The organism is Methylotenera sp. (genome assembly GCF_030684185.1).
Lineage (GTDB): Bacteria > Pseudomonadota > Gammaproteobacteria > Burkholderiales > Methylophilaceae > Methylotenera.
Genome location: NZ_JAUXOY010000005.1, coordinates 1 through 17,860, shown reverse-complemented (window position 1 = coordinate 17,860; position 17,860 = coordinate 1). Strand labels below are relative to the sequence as shown.

Sequence of the window (17,860 nt, the reverse complement as noted above, 5' to 3'; positions counted from 1 at the left end):
TAGCGATTAAGGATAAAACGTGAGAGAAATTGAGAAAAATTTAGATGGCAAAGGCCTGCAAATCGGTGTGGTGTTATCCAGATTTAATAGTGATATTGGTGACGGCTTGCTTAGCGCATGCACCACGGAGCTATTAAATTTAGGGGTTGCTACTGATGATATTACCATTGCAACGGTGCCAGGAGCCTTAGAAACACCTTTGGTATTACAGCATATGGCTATTAGTGAAAAGTTTGATGCATTGATTGCATTAGGCGCCATTATTCGTGGTGAAACCTACCATTTTGAAGTGGTTTCAAATGAGTCTGCACGTGGCATTTCTGAAGTGCAGTTTAATACTGGTATTCCTGTTGCTAATGCAGTGCTAACGACAGAGGATGACGATCAGGCGATTGCTCGCATGCATGTAAAGGGTGCGGAAGCAGCCCAAGTGGCAGTTGAGATGGCTAATTTGATTCGAGCGCTATGATGGTAGTCACTCAACCGGCAGTTAAAAGTTTAGTTGTAGACAATGATGCTGAAACAAGTAAAAAAGAGGTGGTAAAAAAGTCGGCAGCAAAAAAAAATACGGGTAAAAACCGTAGAAAATCACGTGAGCTAGTGCTTAAAGCGGTTTATAGGGGCATGTTAAATCAGTCAGAACTTGGTCCAATATTCCGCGACATGGCGGACGACCCTGATTATAACAAGGCTGATGAAGCTTACTTTAAACAGTTGCTTGAAACTGTAAGCAACCATGTGATTGAGCTTGATGAAAAAATGTCGAGCTTTATTGACCGAAAAATCACAGAATTAAGCCCAATTGAACATGCAATCCTGCGAATCTCTGGTTGTGAATTGATGTTTGATATGAGTATCCCGTATCGCGTAGTGATTAATGAGGGTGTTGAGCTGGCTAAGATATATGGCGGCATAGATGGGCATAAGTATATTAACGGCGTGCTAGATAAGCTTGCTGCCGATGTACGTGCGGCTGAAGTTCTGAATAATAAAAATTAAAAAACACTATAAACTACTAGTATCGAAAATACAGCAAACATTAGTATGAGATGTTATGCACTGCCAGAATTAGGTATACGCGTTAAAGATTTACGTAGAGCAGGCAATTGATATGAACCTAAGTTAATATGAACCTAAGTTAATATGAATCATAAGTTAATATGAATTTAAGTGGCGTGTTGGAAATTGTGCGTGTAACTGATGTGGGCTTACATCGTGAGCATAATGAAGATGCGATTGCTAGTGACGATACGATGGGTTTCGTCGTGCTCGCTGATGGTATGGGTGGTTACAAAGCGGGTGAAGTCGCGAGTGAAATTGCTGTCTTAAGTATCACCGCTGAGCTTAAAGAAGCGCTTGCAAAACAACATCCAGGTAAAGTGGATTTAGCACTAGGGCGGCAAGCCGAAGCGCAATTAATAATCAATGCCGTAAAAAGTGCTAACGAAGTTATTTACAGTGTTTCTCAAACTCAGCCTCAGTGTGCCGGTATGGGTGCAACACTCGTAGTTGGACTGTTTACTAATAACAAATTATTAGTCGGACATATTGGCGACTCTCGTATGTATCGATTACGCAATCAGGTGTTGAGCCAAATAACTGAAGACCATTCAGTATTGCAAGAGCAGATTAGATTAGGGCTGATTACACCAGAACAAGCTAAATATTCAACCAATAAAAATTTAGTGACCCGTGCTTTGGGAGTGGATCCGGAAGTTGAGCTTGAACTTAATGAACACAATGTTGAAATCAATGATATATATTTAATATGCTCAGATGGTTTGAGTGATTTAGTTGAAGATGAGGTCATTGAATCAGTACTTAATGATTTGTCGTCAAATATAGAAAATGCTGCGCATACGCTTGTGCAACTGGCTAATGACAATGGCGGAAGTGATAATATTTCTGTCATACTCATCAAAGTTAATGCGTCTTTTGAGTACAAAGAAACATGGCTGGACAGGGTAGGGGTTGATAATTTTCTTGGTTGGTTAAAATAGCAGGGTAGATGATGGCTAAGCTGATTTTTTCTTTAGATAATACGATTTTAAATGAATACCAGCTCAGCAAGGAGCGCACTAGCATTGGGCGCAGGCCAACCAATGACATCCATATTGATAATTTAGCCGTAAGTGGTGAGCACGCCACTATATTGAAGGTGGGCGACAATTTTTATATTGAAGACCAGGACAGTACGAATGGTACTGAGGTCAACGCCAAATTGGTTAAAAGTCATTTATTGCAACCTGGCGATTTAATTGAGTTTGGCAAGTATCAATTAAAATTTATCAATGAGGCGAAGTTAATTGAGCAAAGCAGTAACGACGGTGCATTTGAGAAAACGATTATGATGCGACCATCAGAATTTAAAGCGTTGGAGAAAACCGCCGTCAATGAGAGTTTAGCTACAGCTTCATCAAGCCCATCAACTCAGTCAGCGCTGGAAACGCAGAAAAATACACCAGTTATTCCAGCGAGTAAGGAGGCGGATGCCCCAGTTCTCCCTACTGGCAGAATACAGGTATTAAATGGCTCTAGTGTCGGACGTGAGTTAGTCTTAAATAAATCGCTTACTACGCTAGGCAAAACTGGTGTGCAAGTCGCTGTAATTACTAAACGGCCCAATGGCTACTTCGTCACACATGTCGAAGGGAAAGTATTTCCAACAGTAAACAGTAAATCTACCGGCGCACAAGCGTTTGCGCTCAGTGACCACGACGTTATTGAGCTTGCTGGTGTAAAAATGGAATTTTATCTAGATAAAATCTAGATTTATTAAACTCACTCAATGCTTATCTTAGTAATATTGAATATAACCGTCAGTATATTTTAGACTTAACTTGTAATTAACACACCTACCCATAATGATTGATCAACAACATCCTTATTTATTAAAACGGCTCGAACGTCTCAATGCCATTGGCGTAGCACTTTCTGCCGAGCGAGATAATAAGCGTCTGTTAGAAATGATTTTGCTGGGTGCGCAGGAAATCACTAATGCTGATGGGGGTACGCTATATACCATTACTGACGATAAGCACCTAAAGTTTGAGATGATGAGTAATAAAACACTTAATATCGCTTTAGGTGGGACAACAGGTAAAGAAATTCCGTTCTTACCTATTCCTATGTATTTAGAGGATGGAAGTCCAAACCTAACTACCGTAGTTGCTTATGCGACTTTGAACGATAAAACCGTCAATATTGAAAATGTCTACCAGACACGGGATTTTGATTTTACTGGTACACGTAAATATGATGAGAAAACTGGTTACCATTCTCAGTCATTTTTAACTATCCCTATGAAAAATCATGAGGAAGAAGTGATCGGCGTATTGCAACTGATCAATGCGATTGATATTGATACGCAGGAAATTATTCCTTTTTCACAGGCTAATCAAAGTTTAGTTGAGTCACTGGCTTCGCAAGCTGCGGTTGCCATGACTAGCCAAAACTTAATTGAAGGCCTAAAGGCTTTGTTTGAAGCTTTCATTGAATTGATTGCGGAGGCGATTGACCAGAAGTCGCCATATACTGGCGGTCATTGTCGGCGAGTGCCTGAACTAACTATGATGTTGGCACAGGCAGCAATAGACACCAAGGTTGGTCCGCTTAAGGACTTCATGTTAAATGAAAAAGAGTTTTATGAGTTGAAGATTGCGGGTTGGTTACATGATTGCGGCAAAGTGACTACGCCAGAATCTGTGATGGATAAACCAACTAAATTGTCAGGTATATTCGATCGTATTGACTTGGTCGATCAGCGTTTTGAACTGCTTAAAAGTCAGGCTGAATGTGAGTTTTTGAAAAAACAAGTTGAGGCGTTGCGTAACGGACAAAAAATTGACTTTTCTAAATCAGAAGCAGCGTTAGCAGCCTTTAAAATAAAGTGTGACGCAGACCGCGACTTTTTACGAAAAACTAATTTCGGTAGTGAGTATATGACATCAGAGGATCAGCAACGCGTTATAGATATAGCTGCAGCTTTGCTTTACGATTCAAACGGCATAGCTAGTCCCATATTAAGCGCAAATGAAGTTTACAACCTAAACATTGTGCGAGGTACGTTAACTGCTGAAGAAAGAGAAGTGATTAACAATCACATCGTCGTCACTATCAATATGCTTGATTCACTACCGTACCCAAATGGGTTAAAACGTGTACCAGAGTATGCGTGTGGACATCATGAGCGTATGGATGGTCGTGGCTACCCTAAAGGGTTGACGCGCGAACAGATGTCAGTGCCTGCTCGCGTGATGGGTATTGCAGATATTTTCGAGGCATTAACTTCAAAAGACCGGCCATACAAAAAAGCTAAAACACTTTCGGAGTCGCTATATATCTTAGGTAAAATGAAAGAAGATCAGCACATAGATCCAGACCTGTTTGATATTTTTGTGCGTGACAAAGTTTACTTGAAGTATGCCCAGCAATTTCTGGAGTCCGAGCAGATTGATGATGTTGATGAAACGAAAATTCCAGGGTATCAGCCTTAACGCAATACTGAACTAATTATTCGCTTAGTGCTCAGTGTATGGATTAGATTGTAAGATTCAATGTCCTATAAACGCATCGCTTTACAGCCGAACTGGTCACATCTTAAGTAGCTTCCCTGCTCGTACCAATCTCCCAAAACCCACCTTGTGATACTGTGCCCATCTAATTGGATATGATGTTGATACGGCCTGTGCGTGTGACCATGAATTAACAACTTTGGATAATGGTTTTTTTTAATTAGCTTGTTAACCGCCAGTTGGTTAACATCCATGATTAGCATAGATTTTTGTGATTTTTCTTTTTCGCTACGCAGTCGAATCGCTTCAATTTGCTCTTTTCTAGACTGTAAGGTTTGGCTTAGAAATTCCTTCTTCCACTGCGGATCTCTCACTTGCCGGCGGAATGCTTGGTAATCCAAATCATCCGTACATAAATCATCGCCATGGCTTAAAAGTGCGCGTTGGCCATGCAAATCAATTAAGCTTGGGTCGTTGAGTAAAGTGATTTTTGCTGCATCGCAGAAGATTTTAGAAATAAGAAAATCGCGATTGCCGTGCATAAAAAAGATTTTCACACCTGATTCAGCCAGCGTTCGAAACGCGTTAATAATAGGTTGATGGTGAGCATCTTTAATATCATCATCGCCCGCCCAGTATTCAAACAAATCACCTAAAATATAGAGGGCATTCGATTGTGATACGGTATTTTGCAGGAAACTTAAAAAAGCTGAGGTGATGTGCGGGCGACTTGAACACAAATGTAAATCGGAAATAAACAAGTCTGGTTTAATAACGCTCGAACTTGAATTATTTCCGAAGTTTTCCATGTTAAACAGAATAATTTACTTGAGGTTAATCAGTCAGCTTAACTCTATCAATGATTAAGCGCGGGTAGCTTTTTCAATCACTACATTGTCCACTGGAACATCTTGATGACCTTTACGGCTAGTGGTTTTGACCTTTTTGATTTTATCAACCACATCAGCACCAGCGGTCACTTTGCCGAATACACAGTAACCCCAACCACTACTTGTAGGTGCGGAGTGATTTAGAAATTCATTATTGCCAACGTTGATGAAAAACTGGCTACTAGCTGAGTGTGGTGCAGATGTGCGAGCCATAGCGATAGTGTATTGTTCATTACCTAGGCCATTGTCGGCTTCATTCTTAATTTCATCTGCAGACTCTTTTTGATTCATCGTAGCGTCAAAACCACCACCCTGAATCATAAAACCATCAATTACACGATGAAAAATAGTGCCATCATAAAAACCATTGTCCACGTATTGTAAAAAGTTAGCGACAGTAATCGGCGCTTTTTCGGCATCTAGTTCTAAAGTAATTTCGCCAAAATTTGTAAGTAGTTTAACCACAAAATATCCTTAATAATTGAGTTGTAAAAACAGCCTATAAAGGCTGGGTGATTAGTTTAACCTGATGAATTAAAATCGTTGATTTTGGTACGTTGTAATACGGCCCGACGTTAATCGTGGGTGTAATAGCTATTTCACGCACTACATCCATACCTTTAAGCACCCGACCGAATACACAATAGCCTATAGAGTCAGGATCAGGCCCACGGAAGTTAAGCGGCACGTTGTTTTCAAGGTTGATAAAAAATTGAGCAGTAGCTGAGTCCGGCTCACTTGTTCTTGCCATTGCAAGCGTGCCAGGCTCATTAAGTAAGCCATTTGCAGCTTCATTAACTACAGGTGGTCGTGTTTGTTTTTCTGACATATCCGCGTTAAACCCACCGCCTTGTATCATGAAGCGATCAATCACGCGGTGAAAAATGGTGTCTTTGTAAAAGCCGGATTTAACATATTGCAAGAAATTCGCCACAGTTTTAGGTGCTTTTTCTGGGTAAAGTTCAACAATAAAATTGCCGTGATTGGTTTCAAAAACCACTTGTGGGTTTGCAGCAATCGCAGGTGCGCTTACCAAACTAAATGCAGTGAAAAGTGCCAGCATTAAAAAAGTATAAAGTTTACGCATATTCTTCCTAAGGATTAAAGCATTAATTTGAATTGAGTTTGTTTTGCTGCGATGATTGGCCTAAATCTCAAGCCTGGGATATAGTTAAGCGGCACCCTCATATATGATTTTCCAGGAGGTGCCTTCCTGAATCCAGTATTGTCTTTTCTGCATTTTGTTACTTAGGCTTGGGCTCTTAAAGTCTTGGGTAAAATTAACAACAACAACTTTTCTATTTTCATCTGGATAAGCAAACATGCTGACATTTGACAAAGCGATTTCCACCTTTGGTTTACTTGCCTGCACACTGAACTTATGGTTTGACCACTGTTGGAAGTTAATTCCGCTGGCAGAGAATGACTGCGAGTAATGTGATAGATATTGGGGTGTATTCTGTGATTTCCAGTCTTTCAACCAATCATTTATCGCAATTTGCAGTGACTGTTTTTCAGATTCAGAACTATCAGCATCTATCCATTTTAAGTTGTTGGCAATTATCACTGGTGTGTTGCCTGCCTGCAAAATAGGGGCGAGTGTTTTTATGTCTTGGTTGGTCAATACTACGCAACCATCACTGGCATTTGGTGGTCTGCTATAGGTGTTGCTAGGGGTGCCGTGTAGCCAAATCCCATATCCGCTTCTCTTGTATCTGCTATCCCATTCATTGGGGTAGTTAAGTGGGTAAGCGCCCTCTCCATACATATCTGCTAGTGGCTGAGTTAATTTTGGTTTGGTAAAATAAACGCCTATCGGAGTGCGCTTGTCACCTTCAACTTGCTTATTAACACCATTTTTGCCAACAGTAACGTAGTAGTCTGCCGCATAACTTAAACTGCCTCCGTTATTTTTATACAAGTATAGACGTGACTTGTCAGTATCAACCACAATGATATGGCTTTGCTGCTCACTGGGCGCCAATAACAGTTTTGGGAGTTTATCTAAATTTTCATTTGATAAATAACGTTCGATTCGAGCACGCGCTTCTGCTTGCAAATCTTTAACGGCATCAGGTTTGTTTATGCCAGCGTTACCAAAAGCCTGTAAGTGCTGCGCTTGTGCCGTTAGTAAATCGCCACGTACGAGATAGGCCAATTTAAAGTTAGGTATTTTATGAATGAGTTCATCTACGGTGTTTAAGGCTTGTTGATTTTTACCTTGGGTAATTTCAAGCAAACTTTTTACCAATAAATTTTCGGCTAGATCTGCCAACTCGTTAAGTTTAGGTTTATGCAATAGATTGCTTAAACTATAGCTATTAACTGCCGTCGCATTCCACGGCACCAGTGTAATCGCCGCTAAAATAACGTAGGTTAAACTTTTATTTAAAACCATATTTCAGTAAATCATCCTAGAAAACCTAAAATAGACATAATCAATGAATACAAGTTGGCTTATCAGCCTAGCTACCCGCAATCTCTTGCACGATGAACCATTTACCGCCTTCATTTTTCATTACCAATGTTTTAGTAGTGAAAATCGGTTTACCATCAGCCTGATAAGTCTGCTTAAAGCGTACCTTAGCATTGTTGTCATCTAGTGAACTGATGTTGATATTAGACACCTCAACATTGATTTTAGACGGCTTAGAAATACGTTCACGGCGTTGTTCCTCCCATGCTTTGCGACTTTCACCTTTTGCTGGCTTGAAGCTTGCGCCATAGCTGGCAAAATACTGGTCAATATTTTTTGATGACCAGGCTTGTGCCCAGCTATTGATGGCAGAAGTTAAAGCATCATCTGTATTTTTGCCGGCATCAGCAATTGGCTGCGTCGCAGGCGTTGTTGGTTTTGTAGCCACAGTATCAACTTTTTTGATTTCTGCTGGTTTAGTATCAGCTGGGCGAATTGGGTTGGCAACTTTAACATCCGCTTTGGCAGGTGCTTTAGAGGCTAACGTTGTTTTGTTGCCAGTGCCAAATAAGTCCTTAATCATTGAAAGCTTGCCTTCAGCGCGAGTGTTGCTTGTATCCAGTTGCAACGCCTTATCGTAAGCTTCAGAAGCCATTCGTGCATAAATATCACCCAGGTTTTCATGTGCAGTGGCATAGCTCGGATGAGTTTTTATCGCTGTTTCAAGGGCTTTTCTTGCTTTATCAAACTGGCCTTGATCAGCATACAGAACAGCTAGGTTGTTGTAAGGCTCAGGTAAGTTAGGAAACTTCTCAGTCACATCGGTAAATGTTTTAATGGCTTCATCTCGGCGGCCTTGTTCGGCTAGTAAAACACCTTTCATGAATAATGCCTGCGCATTTTTAGGGTTGGCTGTAATGTAAGTGTTTAAACGGTCAATTGCAGCAACAGCCTGACCTTGGTCTGCCATTTGTGAAATGTCTTTGAGTTCATCTGCATGCGCAACAGACACCAATGATGTTAGAAATAACACCATAAATGACCTTGTGATTAACGCGTTTAGCAAAGAAATAAATTTATTCATTGTGATATACTTTTTCTAGTTAACTGACAAAGCGTAATTCTATCAATAGCCTAGCTAACATCCAATAGCTCATTTACGATATATGCTATATATTTCGCGATAATTTCCCAAATAATTCACTTACTTAAGTGATAATTAACAATAACTTTCATTTAATTTTTATTAACCTTCGGATTATGCTAAAAATTTACAACACCCTCGCCCGTGAAAAGCAAATTTTTACGCCAATTGTTGCAGGCAAAGTAAGCATGTATGTATGTGGCATGACGGTCTATGACTATTGTCATTTAGGTCATGCGCGAGTGATGGTGGTTTTCGACATGGTGAGTCGCTGGCTGCGAACTTCTGGCTATGATGTCACTTATGTGCGTAACATCACTGATATTGATGACAAAATCATTAAACGTGCCAATGAAAACGGTGAAACGATAGGCCAGCTGACTCAACGCTTTATTGATGCCATGGATGAAGATTCTGAAAAACTAGGTGTTATTCGGCCAAATTTAGAGCCAAGAGCCACCGAATATGTAGATGGCATGATTCAAATGATTGCTGCCTTAATTGAAAAAGGCTTTGCCTACGTAGCTTCTAATGGTGATGTATTTTACTCGGTGAATAATTTTGAAGGCTACGGTAAGTTGTCAGGAAAGTCACTTGAAGACTTGCGCGCAGGCGAACGTGTCGAAGTTGATACGCATAAAAGAGACCCCATGGACTTTGTGTTGTGGAAGTCCGTTAAACCGAACGAGCCGAGCTGGGATTCACCCTTTGGTGGGCCAAATGGAGGTAAAGGACGACCAGGTTGGCATATTGAATGTTCAGCCATGAGTTCGCATCACTTAGGTGAGCGCTTCGATATACATGGTGGCGGGCAGGACTTGCAGTTTCCGCATCATGAAAATGAGATTGCGCAATCTGAAGCGGCACATAGCCACGATGGCAAACCCTGCCAAATGGTGAATTACTGGATGCACAACGGTTTTGTGCGTGTAGATGATGAGAAGATGTCTAAATCTTTGGGCAATTTCTTTACCATTCGCACCGTGTTAGAAAAGTATGATGCTGAAGTGGTACGGTTCTTTATCTTGCGCGCGCACTATCGCAGCCCGCTTAATTATAGCGACCAGCATTTGGATGACGCTAAGTTAGCGCTTACTCGCCTATATACGGCTTTGCGCGGACATGATGTGGTTGATACTGTCATTGACTGGCAACACCCGCAGGCGGCACGTTTTAAGGTGGCGATGGACGATGACTTCAACACGCCGGAAGCGATGGCAGTGTTGTTTGATTTGGCGAATGAAGCGAATAAAACTAAGTCATCAGAGGCGGCGGGTTTGCTGAAGAATCTGGCTGGAGTACTTGGTTTGTTGCAGCGTAAATCAGATGCATTTTTGCAAGGAGAGGTGATTATAGAACTCACTGGCATCCAAGCGAAAGGCAGTACGGGTCAGTTGACTTCAATCGTTGAAAATTTAGTCAAAACAACACATTGTGCAGTTGGAGCATTGGTTGGCCAGGATTCAGCTATGTCAGGTATGGCAGCTCGTATTACAAAAGAAAACATAGATGAATTGATTGTAACTAGAAGCGAAGCCAAAAAAGCCAAAAACTTTGTTGAATCTGACCGCATTCGTAAAGAGCTTGCTGAAGCTGGCATTATTCTGGAAGACTCTCCGCAGGGCACGACCTGGCGTCGTGCTTGATTTTAAAATAATAAAAAAAGTGATAGAAGGAAATTAGCTATGCCTGTTAAATTAACTGCCCCTCAAGCTTCGTCTTTATTGCCTGTCAGAGGCGTTCAATTAGGTTTTGCAGAAGCACATGTGCGTAAGCCTAACCGCAAGGATGTATTGGTGATGACTTTAGCTGAGGGCAGTCGAGTGGCTGGTGTGTTTACGCTGAATCAATTTTGCGCGGCACCAGTGATTTTGTGTAAAGACTTTTTGGCGCAAGACTTTAATAAAAAACAGGGCATTCGTGCGTTGTTAATCAATACGGGCTGTGCAAATGCGGGTACGGGTGAAGATGGTTTAAATCGCGCCAGGCAAAGTTGTGAGGCTCTGGCTTTGCAATTAAATAAGTCTAAGTTGCTGAATTTGCAAGCTAACCAAGTATTGCCATTTTCTACAGGGGTTATTTTAGAGCCGCTGCCAGTAGATAAAGTGATAGCAGGTTTGCCAGCGGCGATTGAAAATCTGAAAGAAGATAATTGGTTGAATGCAGCTGAAGCGATTATGACAACGGATATTGTCGCCAAAGGAACTTCACGCAGGATTACATTGGGTGGCAAGCAGATTACTATCACCGGCATCAGCAAAGGTTCTGGCATGATTCACCCGAACATGGCCACCATGCTGGGCTATATTGCGACCGATGCGGCTGTGAGCCAGGGCGCGCTTGAAAGTATTATCCACTATGCGGTGAATAAATCGTTCAATTGTATTACCGTAGATGGCGATACATCGACCAACGATAGCTTGATTTTGATAGCAACCAATCAGGCGGGTAACACAGAAATCATTGAAAATTGTGCTGATTTCATTACGTTACGCGATGCTTTGACCGACGTGGCGATTGAACTGGCACAAGCGATTGTGCGTGATGGTGAGGGCGCAACAAAATTCATGACGGTAAGCGTAGAAGGCGGTCGTGACGAGGTTGAGTGTCGTAAAGTGGCTTATGCGATTGCACATTCGCCATTGATTAAAACCGCATTTTTTGCGTCTGACCCTAATTTAGGCCGCATTTTGGCGGCGATTGGTTATGCAGGTGTCGATAGTTTAGATGTGAACGCACTCAAACTTTATTTAGGTGATGTGCTGGTAGCTGAGAATGGCGGCAGGGCTGTAGCATATTTGGAAGAACAGGGCTCGGCAGTAATGAAGGAGCCTGAAATTTTGGTGCGGGTCGATTTGGCTCGGGGCAATGCAGAATGTACAGTATGGACTTGCGATTTCTCTTATGATTACGTCAAAATCAATGCAGACTACAGATCCTAAATGAAGGACTATGCGCAAGTGGTTAGTCGGGCTGAAAACTTGTTAACAAAGCTGGAAGCAATTATGCCAGCCGTGCCAAGCTTGCCGGATTGGACTGCAATCGCGTGGCGCTGGCAACACAACAAAGGTCATGGGTATCTTGAGGTGATTCCATTTCCGCATATCATTACACTTGATGATTTATATAATATTGATCAGCAAAAAGCTGAAATTGTGCGTAATACCGCACAATTTGTACAAGGCTATACGGCCAACAATGTACTGCTGACAGGTGCGCGCGGCACGGGTAAATCATCTATCGTAAAGGCTTTGTTGAGCCAGTTTGCTCAAAATGGTTTGCGTATTGTTGAAGTCGATAAGCAAGATTTAATAGATTTGCCACAAATTATTGCTTTACTCCGCTCACGTCCAGAGCGGTTTATTGTGTTTTGTGACGACTTGTCGTTTGAAGCAGGTGACGGCGGCTATAAAGCGCTGAAAGTGGTGTTGGATGGTTCAATGACAGTGACTGCCGATAATATACTTGTGTATGCAACATCAAACAGACGCCATTTGCTGCCAGAATTCATGGCAGAGAGCCTGGAAACCCAACATTTGGGAGGGGAAGTTCGTCCAGGTGATACGGTTGAAGAAAAAACGTCATTGTCAGATCGCTTTGGCATGTGGCTATCATTTTATTCTTTTGATCAAGATGAGTATCTAACCGTGGCGGTGCAATGGTTGCGTCATTATGGCATTCAAGAGTTCAGCGAAGCTGCGCGGACTGCTGCATTGCAGTGGTCACACACACGCGGCTCGCGCAGCGGTAGGGCTGCCTATCAGTTTGCACGGGATTATGCAGGTAGAAAGATGCTTGCTGCTACAGAGGTTAGCAAGCCAAACATGTTTGACAATGAGCCCTGACTCTATACCTTCAATGACGGATGCTAAAGTGATTGAAGCCGCAGTAGGCATAATTCAACGAGCGAACGGTTTGGTATTGTTGGCAGAGCGACCGTTGGGGAAACCTTGGGCAGGTTATTGGGAGTTTCCTGGTGGTAAGATAGAAACTGACGAAATGCCAGAGCATGCACTAAAGCGTGAACTGCTTGAAGAGCTAGGTATTACTGTTAAATCAGTCTATCCATGGCTAACTCGTTCCTTTGATTATGCGGCTAAATATAATGCTCAAGGCCAGTTAGAGGTCCCAGCCAAAACTGTAAAACTCTATTTTTTCACCGTTACTGAATGGGAAGGAGAGCCGCTTGGCTTGGAAAACCAGGCAATAAGTTGGCAGCACCCAGAAAATCTTACCGTTTCACCGATGTTGCCAGCGAATACACCAATACTGACTGCGCTGAGCTTAGCTTCAGTTTATGCCATTACAAATTTACATGAGCTGGGTGAAGTTTTGTTTTTTGATAGATTAAAAAATGCGCTTGATAACGGTTTGAAAATGATACAAGTGCGTGAAAAACAGCTTTTTGCCGCTGATTTGTTAAAGTTTATCAAGCAACTGGTGGCATTGGCAAAACCCTATGGCGCTAAAGTGTTTTTGAATTCAAATTTGGAAATGACTATTGACTCGGCGTTGGAGTTAGGCATTGCAGGGGTGCATTTAAGTGCTAAGGATTTGATGGAGTTACAGAAAAAACCTGTTGGAATGTTATGTGGTGCTTCATGTCATAGCAGTCAAGAATTGGCAAAGGCTGAATCGCTGGCTTTGGATTACGTCATGCTGTCGCCAGTGCAGGCAACGCTTAGCCATCCAGAGGCTAATCTGCTAGGCTGGGATAAGTTTAGTGCGTTAATTGCAGGCTATTCCTTGCCTGTTTATGCGCTTGGGGGTATGCAGGAGTCGGACTTACAAAACGCCAAGCTGCATGGTGCGCATGGCATTGCTATGTTAAGAAGTGTTTGGCGTTAATGCGAATTTTTGCTTGTGCCAGACTCTGGAGGAGCTTGCACTTTAGCTTTAACTTTTTGTGTTGATAGCGTTTTATTTTTATTCTTAAATGCCATCACAAAACTGATTTCTTCGCCAGCTAAAAGCGGTTTTTTCAAGTCAAATAGCATCAAGTGAAAGCCGCCAGGTGCAAGCCTGTAAGGAACGCCAGCCTTAAGCGGTAGCGTTTCCAGCATGCGCATTTTCATTACGCCATTTTCCATCGTCATGTTGTGTATTTCCACGCTATCAGCAACGTCACTTTCAACGCTCACTAGGTTCATGTCTTTTATGCTGGTTAAAGTCATATATGCAGCACCGACTTCTTGCCCTGGGCTGGTTGGGCGTACCCATGCATCTTTTATGGAAACAAGCTCTTTGGCTGCGCTGGCGTCTAAAGTATAGGTAAAGCCAAAACAAAGTAATAGTAGCGTGTAACGACTAAAGTTCTGGTGCGCAAAGGTGGGGATATTCATTTTATTATCTCGTTAATGATTCAAGAATTAGTAGTCGAAGCTTTCGTCGGTCAGGTCTTCAGGTTTAATTTCCACTGGAATCGCATATTGCTCACTCGCCCATAGCCCTAAATCAATCATCTTGCAACGCTCGCTACAAAAAGGCCTGAAGGCATTGCCAGATGAAAATTCTGATAGCTTTTTACAGTTAGGACAAGCGACTAGACGTTTTTTATTGGTTTCCATGTGCGATAGCTGTATTTCTAAGTTAATGATAATGCAACACTGTTTAAGTTTGGTTTTTGCCAAACAGATGGCTGCTTGAAATTAGTCTTAAAGCTGGTGCTATAAGTTGCAAAGCGTTAGTGTAAAGTTAACGTCTTCGTCATACTTTTGGGGTTTTTGTGTGAAGTCCAGTATGTTGAATCTAATGTTAATGGCATATTTATTTGCACTAACCTCAGGAAAGCAAGTGACGCTGCTGGGGATGTCAATTTTTAGCATTTGGGCTGGTTTTGAACCGCTAAGCATTTGTTGATACAAGCCACCAGGTGCGACTAATTTGGTGCTGCTGCCACTACCGCGCAATATTCGCAAAATAATGACAATGGCATCATGCATGGGCATTAGCGGGTGAAGCCAGCTTTTTAAGTCTGTTTTGCGGCTATTTTCGCCAAGTCCCAGCCAGTAATGATAGGAAGGCACATCAAATTCGCAAACGCCGCCCGGAATACCCGCACGCTGTTTAATGCTCATCAACCATTCATTCATGCGCAAGGTTTGGCCAAGCTTAGTATTTTCAGCGCGTAAGGCATCCGAAGCCACATCAATTTCATTAAGAATAGTGTCTAATTTAGCTGCTGCAATGGCAGGATTGCCCCGGAGTGTTTCCATCACGGTTCTTTGGCGAAGTAACTCTTGCAATAGATCTGATCTCAATTCCGACCGGTCAACGATGTCCAGTATTTGCAAAAGCGTTAGAAGCGCACTATGGTGTTGATATTCATGACTAGATTCAACGTTGTACAAAACCTTGGCAAATAAATCCTCTACGCGAAGGAATGTGCGTATACGCTCGTTAAAAGGATAATCGTAGCTAGGCATGAATCAATGAACTCTTATAAAAATCGCTTTGTGATAATCATAAATATAAGCATCTAAGTTAAAGTTGAGCTGAATTATCAAATTTATTGCTTAACTATGCAAGTTTTAATGAACTTTTTATGAACTGCGGTTACATTATCTTGCAATTCTGCAAGCGATCCGTTGTTTAATATTACTTCATCTGCAGAATTTACCCTTACTGACCTTGTGACCTGAGCCGCCATCATTTCTTTTACTTCTGACTCAGTCATTCGACTCCTTGACATAGCTCGTTTAATTTGTAGGCTCTCATCACAATCGATGACTAATATTTTATCAATCACATCATCATATCGATTGTTTTCAAATAAAAGTGGAATGACCAAAATCTGGTAAGGAGGCTTTAATGCACTTTCATTTTCCGCAAGTTGCTTTAAAGCGTGTTCATGAATGGCGGGGTGAATCAGTGATTCAAGCTTTAGTCGTTCAACAGGGTTGTTAAACACATGTTTACGAAGTTTTGCACGACTTAATGAGCCGTCAGTATTAAAAAAATCAGCACCAAAAATACGTTTGATATCTTCAAGTATAGGTTCGCCAACGGCTGTCAGCTCATGGGCGATTAAATCGGTATCTATAACAGGTATCCCTAACGTGGAGAATTGTCTTGCGGCTTCGCTTTTGCCTGAACCTATACCACCAGTAAGTGCAATGACAAACATAATTTAAGTTAAATAATAGCTAGCAAGTTGAGGCCCTAAAAATAATGCTGCAATACCGCCAATGGCTAAAAATGGTCCAAATGGCATCGGTATTTCACGGCCGCGTTTTGTGAATACAATGAGACTGATGCCAATTACCGCGCCTAGTATGGATGACAATAAAATCACCGCAGGTAATAACTGCCAGCCAAACCAGGCGCCTATCGCGGCAAGTAATTTAAAATCACCGTAGCCCATACCTTCTTTACCCGTCACCAGCTTAAATGCCCAGTAAATAGACCATAAGATAAGGTAGCCTGCTATCGCGCCAATTACCGCTGATTTCAAGTCAGTAAAGCCGTAATTTAGATTAAATAGCAAGCCAAGCCATAATAGTGGCAGCGTGATGTCGTCCGGAAGCAGTTGCGTGTCGAAGTCAATAAACGTGAGGGAGATGAGTGCAAAAGTGAATATCCAGGCAAAAAGCGTGATGCTGGCATAGCCAAATTTCCAGCTGACCAAGCCAATTAAGACGCCTGTTAGCGCCTCTATCAATGGATAGCGTATGCTGATAGAAGATTTACAGCTGCTACATTTGCCTTTTAAAAACAGGTAACTAATCACCGGGATGTTTTCTAGTGCAGTAATTTTGTGCCCGCAGTTAGGGCAGGCTGAGCGCGGGTGAGCGAGTGTATATTTGCTGATTTCCGGAAGGTCTTTGCCTTGCAGCTCAAGGCAGTTGTTATGCCATTCACGCTCCATCATCTTAGGCAGTCGATGTATCACGACATTCAGAAAGCTACCAACCATTAAGCCAAAAATGACGGAAAGTGTGATGAAAATTGCGCTATTTTGTTGTAATACGATAGAAATATCAGAAAATCCGCTTAGCATAGCAATCCTTAAAATTTAAGCATGGTATAAATGTGATTTGTAAACTAAACGCATCATCGCATCGTTAAATGATTGTGGCAATTGATGGAGGTTAATTTAAGTTAAATTTGGGCGATAGTAGATTTAATTGGCAGGGGTTTAGTAAGCTAAAAACTGCAAGCCTCTTGAAATTGCAACTAGCTGCCACAAATATAAAGGTCATATTATAATGAATGCAGCAAGCAATACTTGGTGCAATAAGTAAGTAGGAAACAAAATGACAAATACGAATTCACAAAACACAATTGAGCTTTTACAGGCTGAACTTAATCATCCGGAGTGGGATGAGCCTATTATCTGCCGCGTTGAGGTAGACTTGCCTGCTTGGTTATCACAGCTTGCGGGCGGTAGGGACTGGGAAGTGTATGCAGAGGATGAGGAAGAAAACTGCATCAGCTTCGCCATGCGCCAAGGTTCTAAGCAGGCACCAAAACTTGCACCAAGGCACGCTGAAGTGACTTTGTACCATAATGGCTATGCCATTGTAGACGTGGATGGCAGATCTTTGTTTGACGGTTCGCTGACTTCAGGTGCCAACGACTGCGCGCATTTGACTTACTATCATGCTGATAGTGGCGAGAAAATTACGTTAAATTAATCTGATGTAAATTAATTTATTGATAGTGGCTTGGCTATAATTTCTTAATTGGAATTTAAGTGACTGAGCCGTTCAAAGCGATTGTGAACTATTGTTTAGCTATTCACCGATTTGCTTGGAGAGACCTTTGCAAAAGTATTTATTGCGGCAAATTACTGCGTTGCGCGGTACTCGCAACCTCGCTGTACACCGCGTACTATCTCGGTTTCTGTGTTCCGTGCGCCTTGTACTTTATCCACACTAAACACTTTTGCAAAGGT

Annotated in this window: 20 protein-coding genes; 10 read left to right on the top strand and 10 right to left on the bottom strand. The window is 41.9% G+C overall.

The features are described from left to right. Positions 1-19 precede the first annotated feature (19 nt). The 5 genes from ribH to Q8J82_RS00255 all read left to right on the top strand — a co-directional run bounded on the left by ribH (position 20) and on the right by Q8J82_RS00255 (position 4,496). The gene (gene ribH / locus Q8J82_RS00275; RefSeq protein WP_304891434.1) at positions 20-469 is read left to right on the top strand and encodes a 6,7-dimethyl-8-ribityllumazine synthase; all 450 of its coding nucleotides are present in this window, start codon (positions 20-22) and stop codon (positions 467-469) included. Continuing rightward, positions 469-999: a transcription antitermination factor NusB gene (gene nusB / locus Q8J82_RS00270; protein ID WP_304891441.1), complete on the top strand. Its 531-nt coding sequence runs from the start codon at positions 469-471 to the stop codon at positions 997-999. Before ribH ends, nusB begins: the two co-directional genes overlap by 1 nt. A gap of 161 nt (positions 1,000-1,160) precedes the next feature. After that, complete coding sequence (locus Q8J82_RS00265; RefSeq protein ID WP_304909089.1) at positions 1,161-2,000, top strand: Stp1/IreP family PP2C-type Ser/Thr phosphatase; 840 nt, start codon at positions 1,161-1,163, stop codon at positions 1,998-2,000. Positions 2,001-2,008: 8 nt separating this feature from the next. Continuing rightward, positions 2,009-2,770: an FHA domain-containing protein gene (locus Q8J82_RS00260; RefSeq protein ID WP_370653564.1), complete on the top strand. Its 762-nt coding sequence runs from the start codon at positions 2,009-2,011 to the stop codon at positions 2,768-2,770. Positions 2,771-2,864: 94 nt separating this feature from the next. Beyond that, positions 2,865-4,496, top strand: a complete 1,632-nt coding sequence (locus tag Q8J82_RS00255) for an HD family phosphohydrolase (protein WP_305327554.1) — start codon at positions 2,865-2,867, stop codon at positions 4,494-4,496. A gap of 65 nt (positions 4,497-4,561) precedes the next feature. On the opposite strand, the gene Q8J82_RS00250 is transcribed toward Q8J82_RS00255, so the two are convergent. The 5 genes from Q8J82_RS00250 to Q8J82_RS00230 all read right to left on the bottom strand — a co-directional run bounded on the left by Q8J82_RS00250 (position 4,562) and on the right by Q8J82_RS00230 (position 8,904). Next, complete coding sequence (locus tag Q8J82_RS00250) at positions 4,562-5,323, bottom strand: UDP-2,3-diacylglucosamine diphosphatase (protein WP_305327553.1); 762 nt, start codon at positions 5,321-5,323, stop codon at positions 4,562-4,564. A gap of 54 nt (positions 5,324-5,377) precedes the next feature. Beyond that, entirely contained in the window at positions 5,378-5,869 is a 492-nt protein-coding gene (locus Q8J82_RS00245) for a peptidylprolyl isomerase (protein ID WP_304891438.1), read from the bottom strand. 34 nt (positions 5,870-5,903) lie between these two features. Further along, positions 5,904-6,491: a peptidylprolyl isomerase gene (locus tag Q8J82_RS00240; RefSeq protein ID WP_304891439.1), complete on the bottom strand. Its 588-nt coding sequence runs from the start codon at positions 6,489-6,491 to the stop codon at positions 5,904-5,906. Between the two features lie 84 nt (positions 6,492-6,575). Next, positions 6,576-7,802, bottom strand: a complete 1,227-nt coding sequence (locus tag Q8J82_RS00235; RefSeq protein ID WP_304909084.1) for a murein L,D-transpeptidase family protein — start codon at positions 7,800-7,802, stop codon at positions 6,576-6,578. Between the two features lie 67 nt (positions 7,803-7,869). Then, entirely contained in the window at positions 7,870-8,904 is a 1,035-nt protein-coding gene (locus Q8J82_RS00230) for a tetratricopeptide repeat protein (RefSeq protein WP_305326553.1), read from the bottom strand. A gap of 176 nt (positions 8,905-9,080) precedes the next feature. Here Q8J82_RS00230 and cysS point away from each other — a divergent pair, with 176 nt between their 5' ends. The 4 genes from cysS to Q8J82_RS00210 are packed head-to-tail and all read left to right on the top strand — an operon-like array spanning position 9,081 to position 13,812. Beyond that, positions 9,081-10,610: a cysteine--tRNA ligase gene (gene cysS, locus Q8J82_RS00225; protein ID WP_305327552.1), complete on the top strand. Its 1,530-nt coding sequence runs from the start codon at positions 9,081-9,083 to the stop codon at positions 10,608-10,610. 39 nt (positions 10,611-10,649) lie between these two features. Continuing rightward, on the top strand, positions 10,650-11,906 hold the full coding sequence (gene argJ / locus Q8J82_RS00220; RefSeq protein ID WP_305327551.1) for a bifunctional glutamate N-acetyltransferase/amino-acid acetyltransferase ArgJ: 1,257 nt from the start codon (positions 10,650-10,652) through the stop codon (positions 11,904-11,906). After that, on the top strand, positions 11,907-12,809 hold the full coding sequence (locus Q8J82_RS00215; RefSeq protein WP_304908053.1) for an ATP-binding protein: 903 nt from the start codon (positions 11,907-11,909) through the stop codon (positions 12,807-12,809). Then, positions 12,799-13,812: a Nudix family hydrolase gene (locus tag Q8J82_RS00210; RefSeq protein WP_305327550.1), complete on the top strand. Its 1,014-nt coding sequence runs from the start codon at positions 12,799-12,801 to the stop codon at positions 13,810-13,812. The genes Q8J82_RS00215 and Q8J82_RS00210 overlap by 11 nt, the downstream gene beginning before the upstream one ends. Here the strand turns inward: Q8J82_RS00210 and Q8J82_RS00205 are convergent. From Q8J82_RS00205 to Q8J82_RS00185, 5 genes are all read right to left on the bottom strand, one after another. Further along, entirely contained in the window at positions 13,809-14,306 is a 498-nt protein-coding gene (locus Q8J82_RS00205) for a copper chaperone PCu(A)C (protein WP_304891772.1), read from the bottom strand. The two genes, Q8J82_RS00210 and Q8J82_RS00205, sit on opposite strands and share 4 nt — an antisense overlap. Positions 14,307-14,333: 27 nt before the next feature. Next, a complete protein-coding gene (locus Q8J82_RS00200) occupies positions 14,334-14,594 on the bottom strand; it encodes a DNA gyrase inhibitor YacG (RefSeq protein WP_370867170.1) in 261 nt (86 codons plus the stop codon). 36 nt (positions 14,595-14,630) lie between these two features. Beyond that, on the bottom strand, positions 14,631-15,389 hold the full coding sequence (gene zapD, locus Q8J82_RS00195) for a cell division protein ZapD (protein WP_305252722.1): 759 nt from the start codon (positions 15,387-15,389) through the stop codon (positions 14,631-14,633). Between the two features lie 83 nt (positions 15,390-15,472). Then, positions 15,473-16,090, bottom strand: coding sequence for a dephospho-CoA kinase (coaE, locus tag Q8J82_RS00190; protein WP_305327549.1), 618 nt, complete (start codon positions 16,088-16,090; stop codon positions 15,473-15,475). 3 nt (positions 16,091-16,093) lie between these two features. Continuing rightward, positions 16,094-16,963, bottom strand: a complete 870-nt coding sequence (locus tag Q8J82_RS00185) for an A24 family peptidase (protein WP_304909292.1) — start codon at positions 16,961-16,963, stop codon at positions 16,094-16,096. 256 nt (positions 16,964-17,219) lie between these two features. On the opposite strand from Q8J82_RS00185, the gene Q8J82_RS00180 reads away from it, so the two are divergent. Then, a complete protein-coding gene (locus tag Q8J82_RS00180; protein WP_305327548.1) occupies positions 17,220-17,600 on the top strand; it encodes a hypothetical protein in 381 nt (126 codons plus the stop codon). The last annotated feature ends 260 nt before the right edge of the window (positions 17,601-17,860 follow it).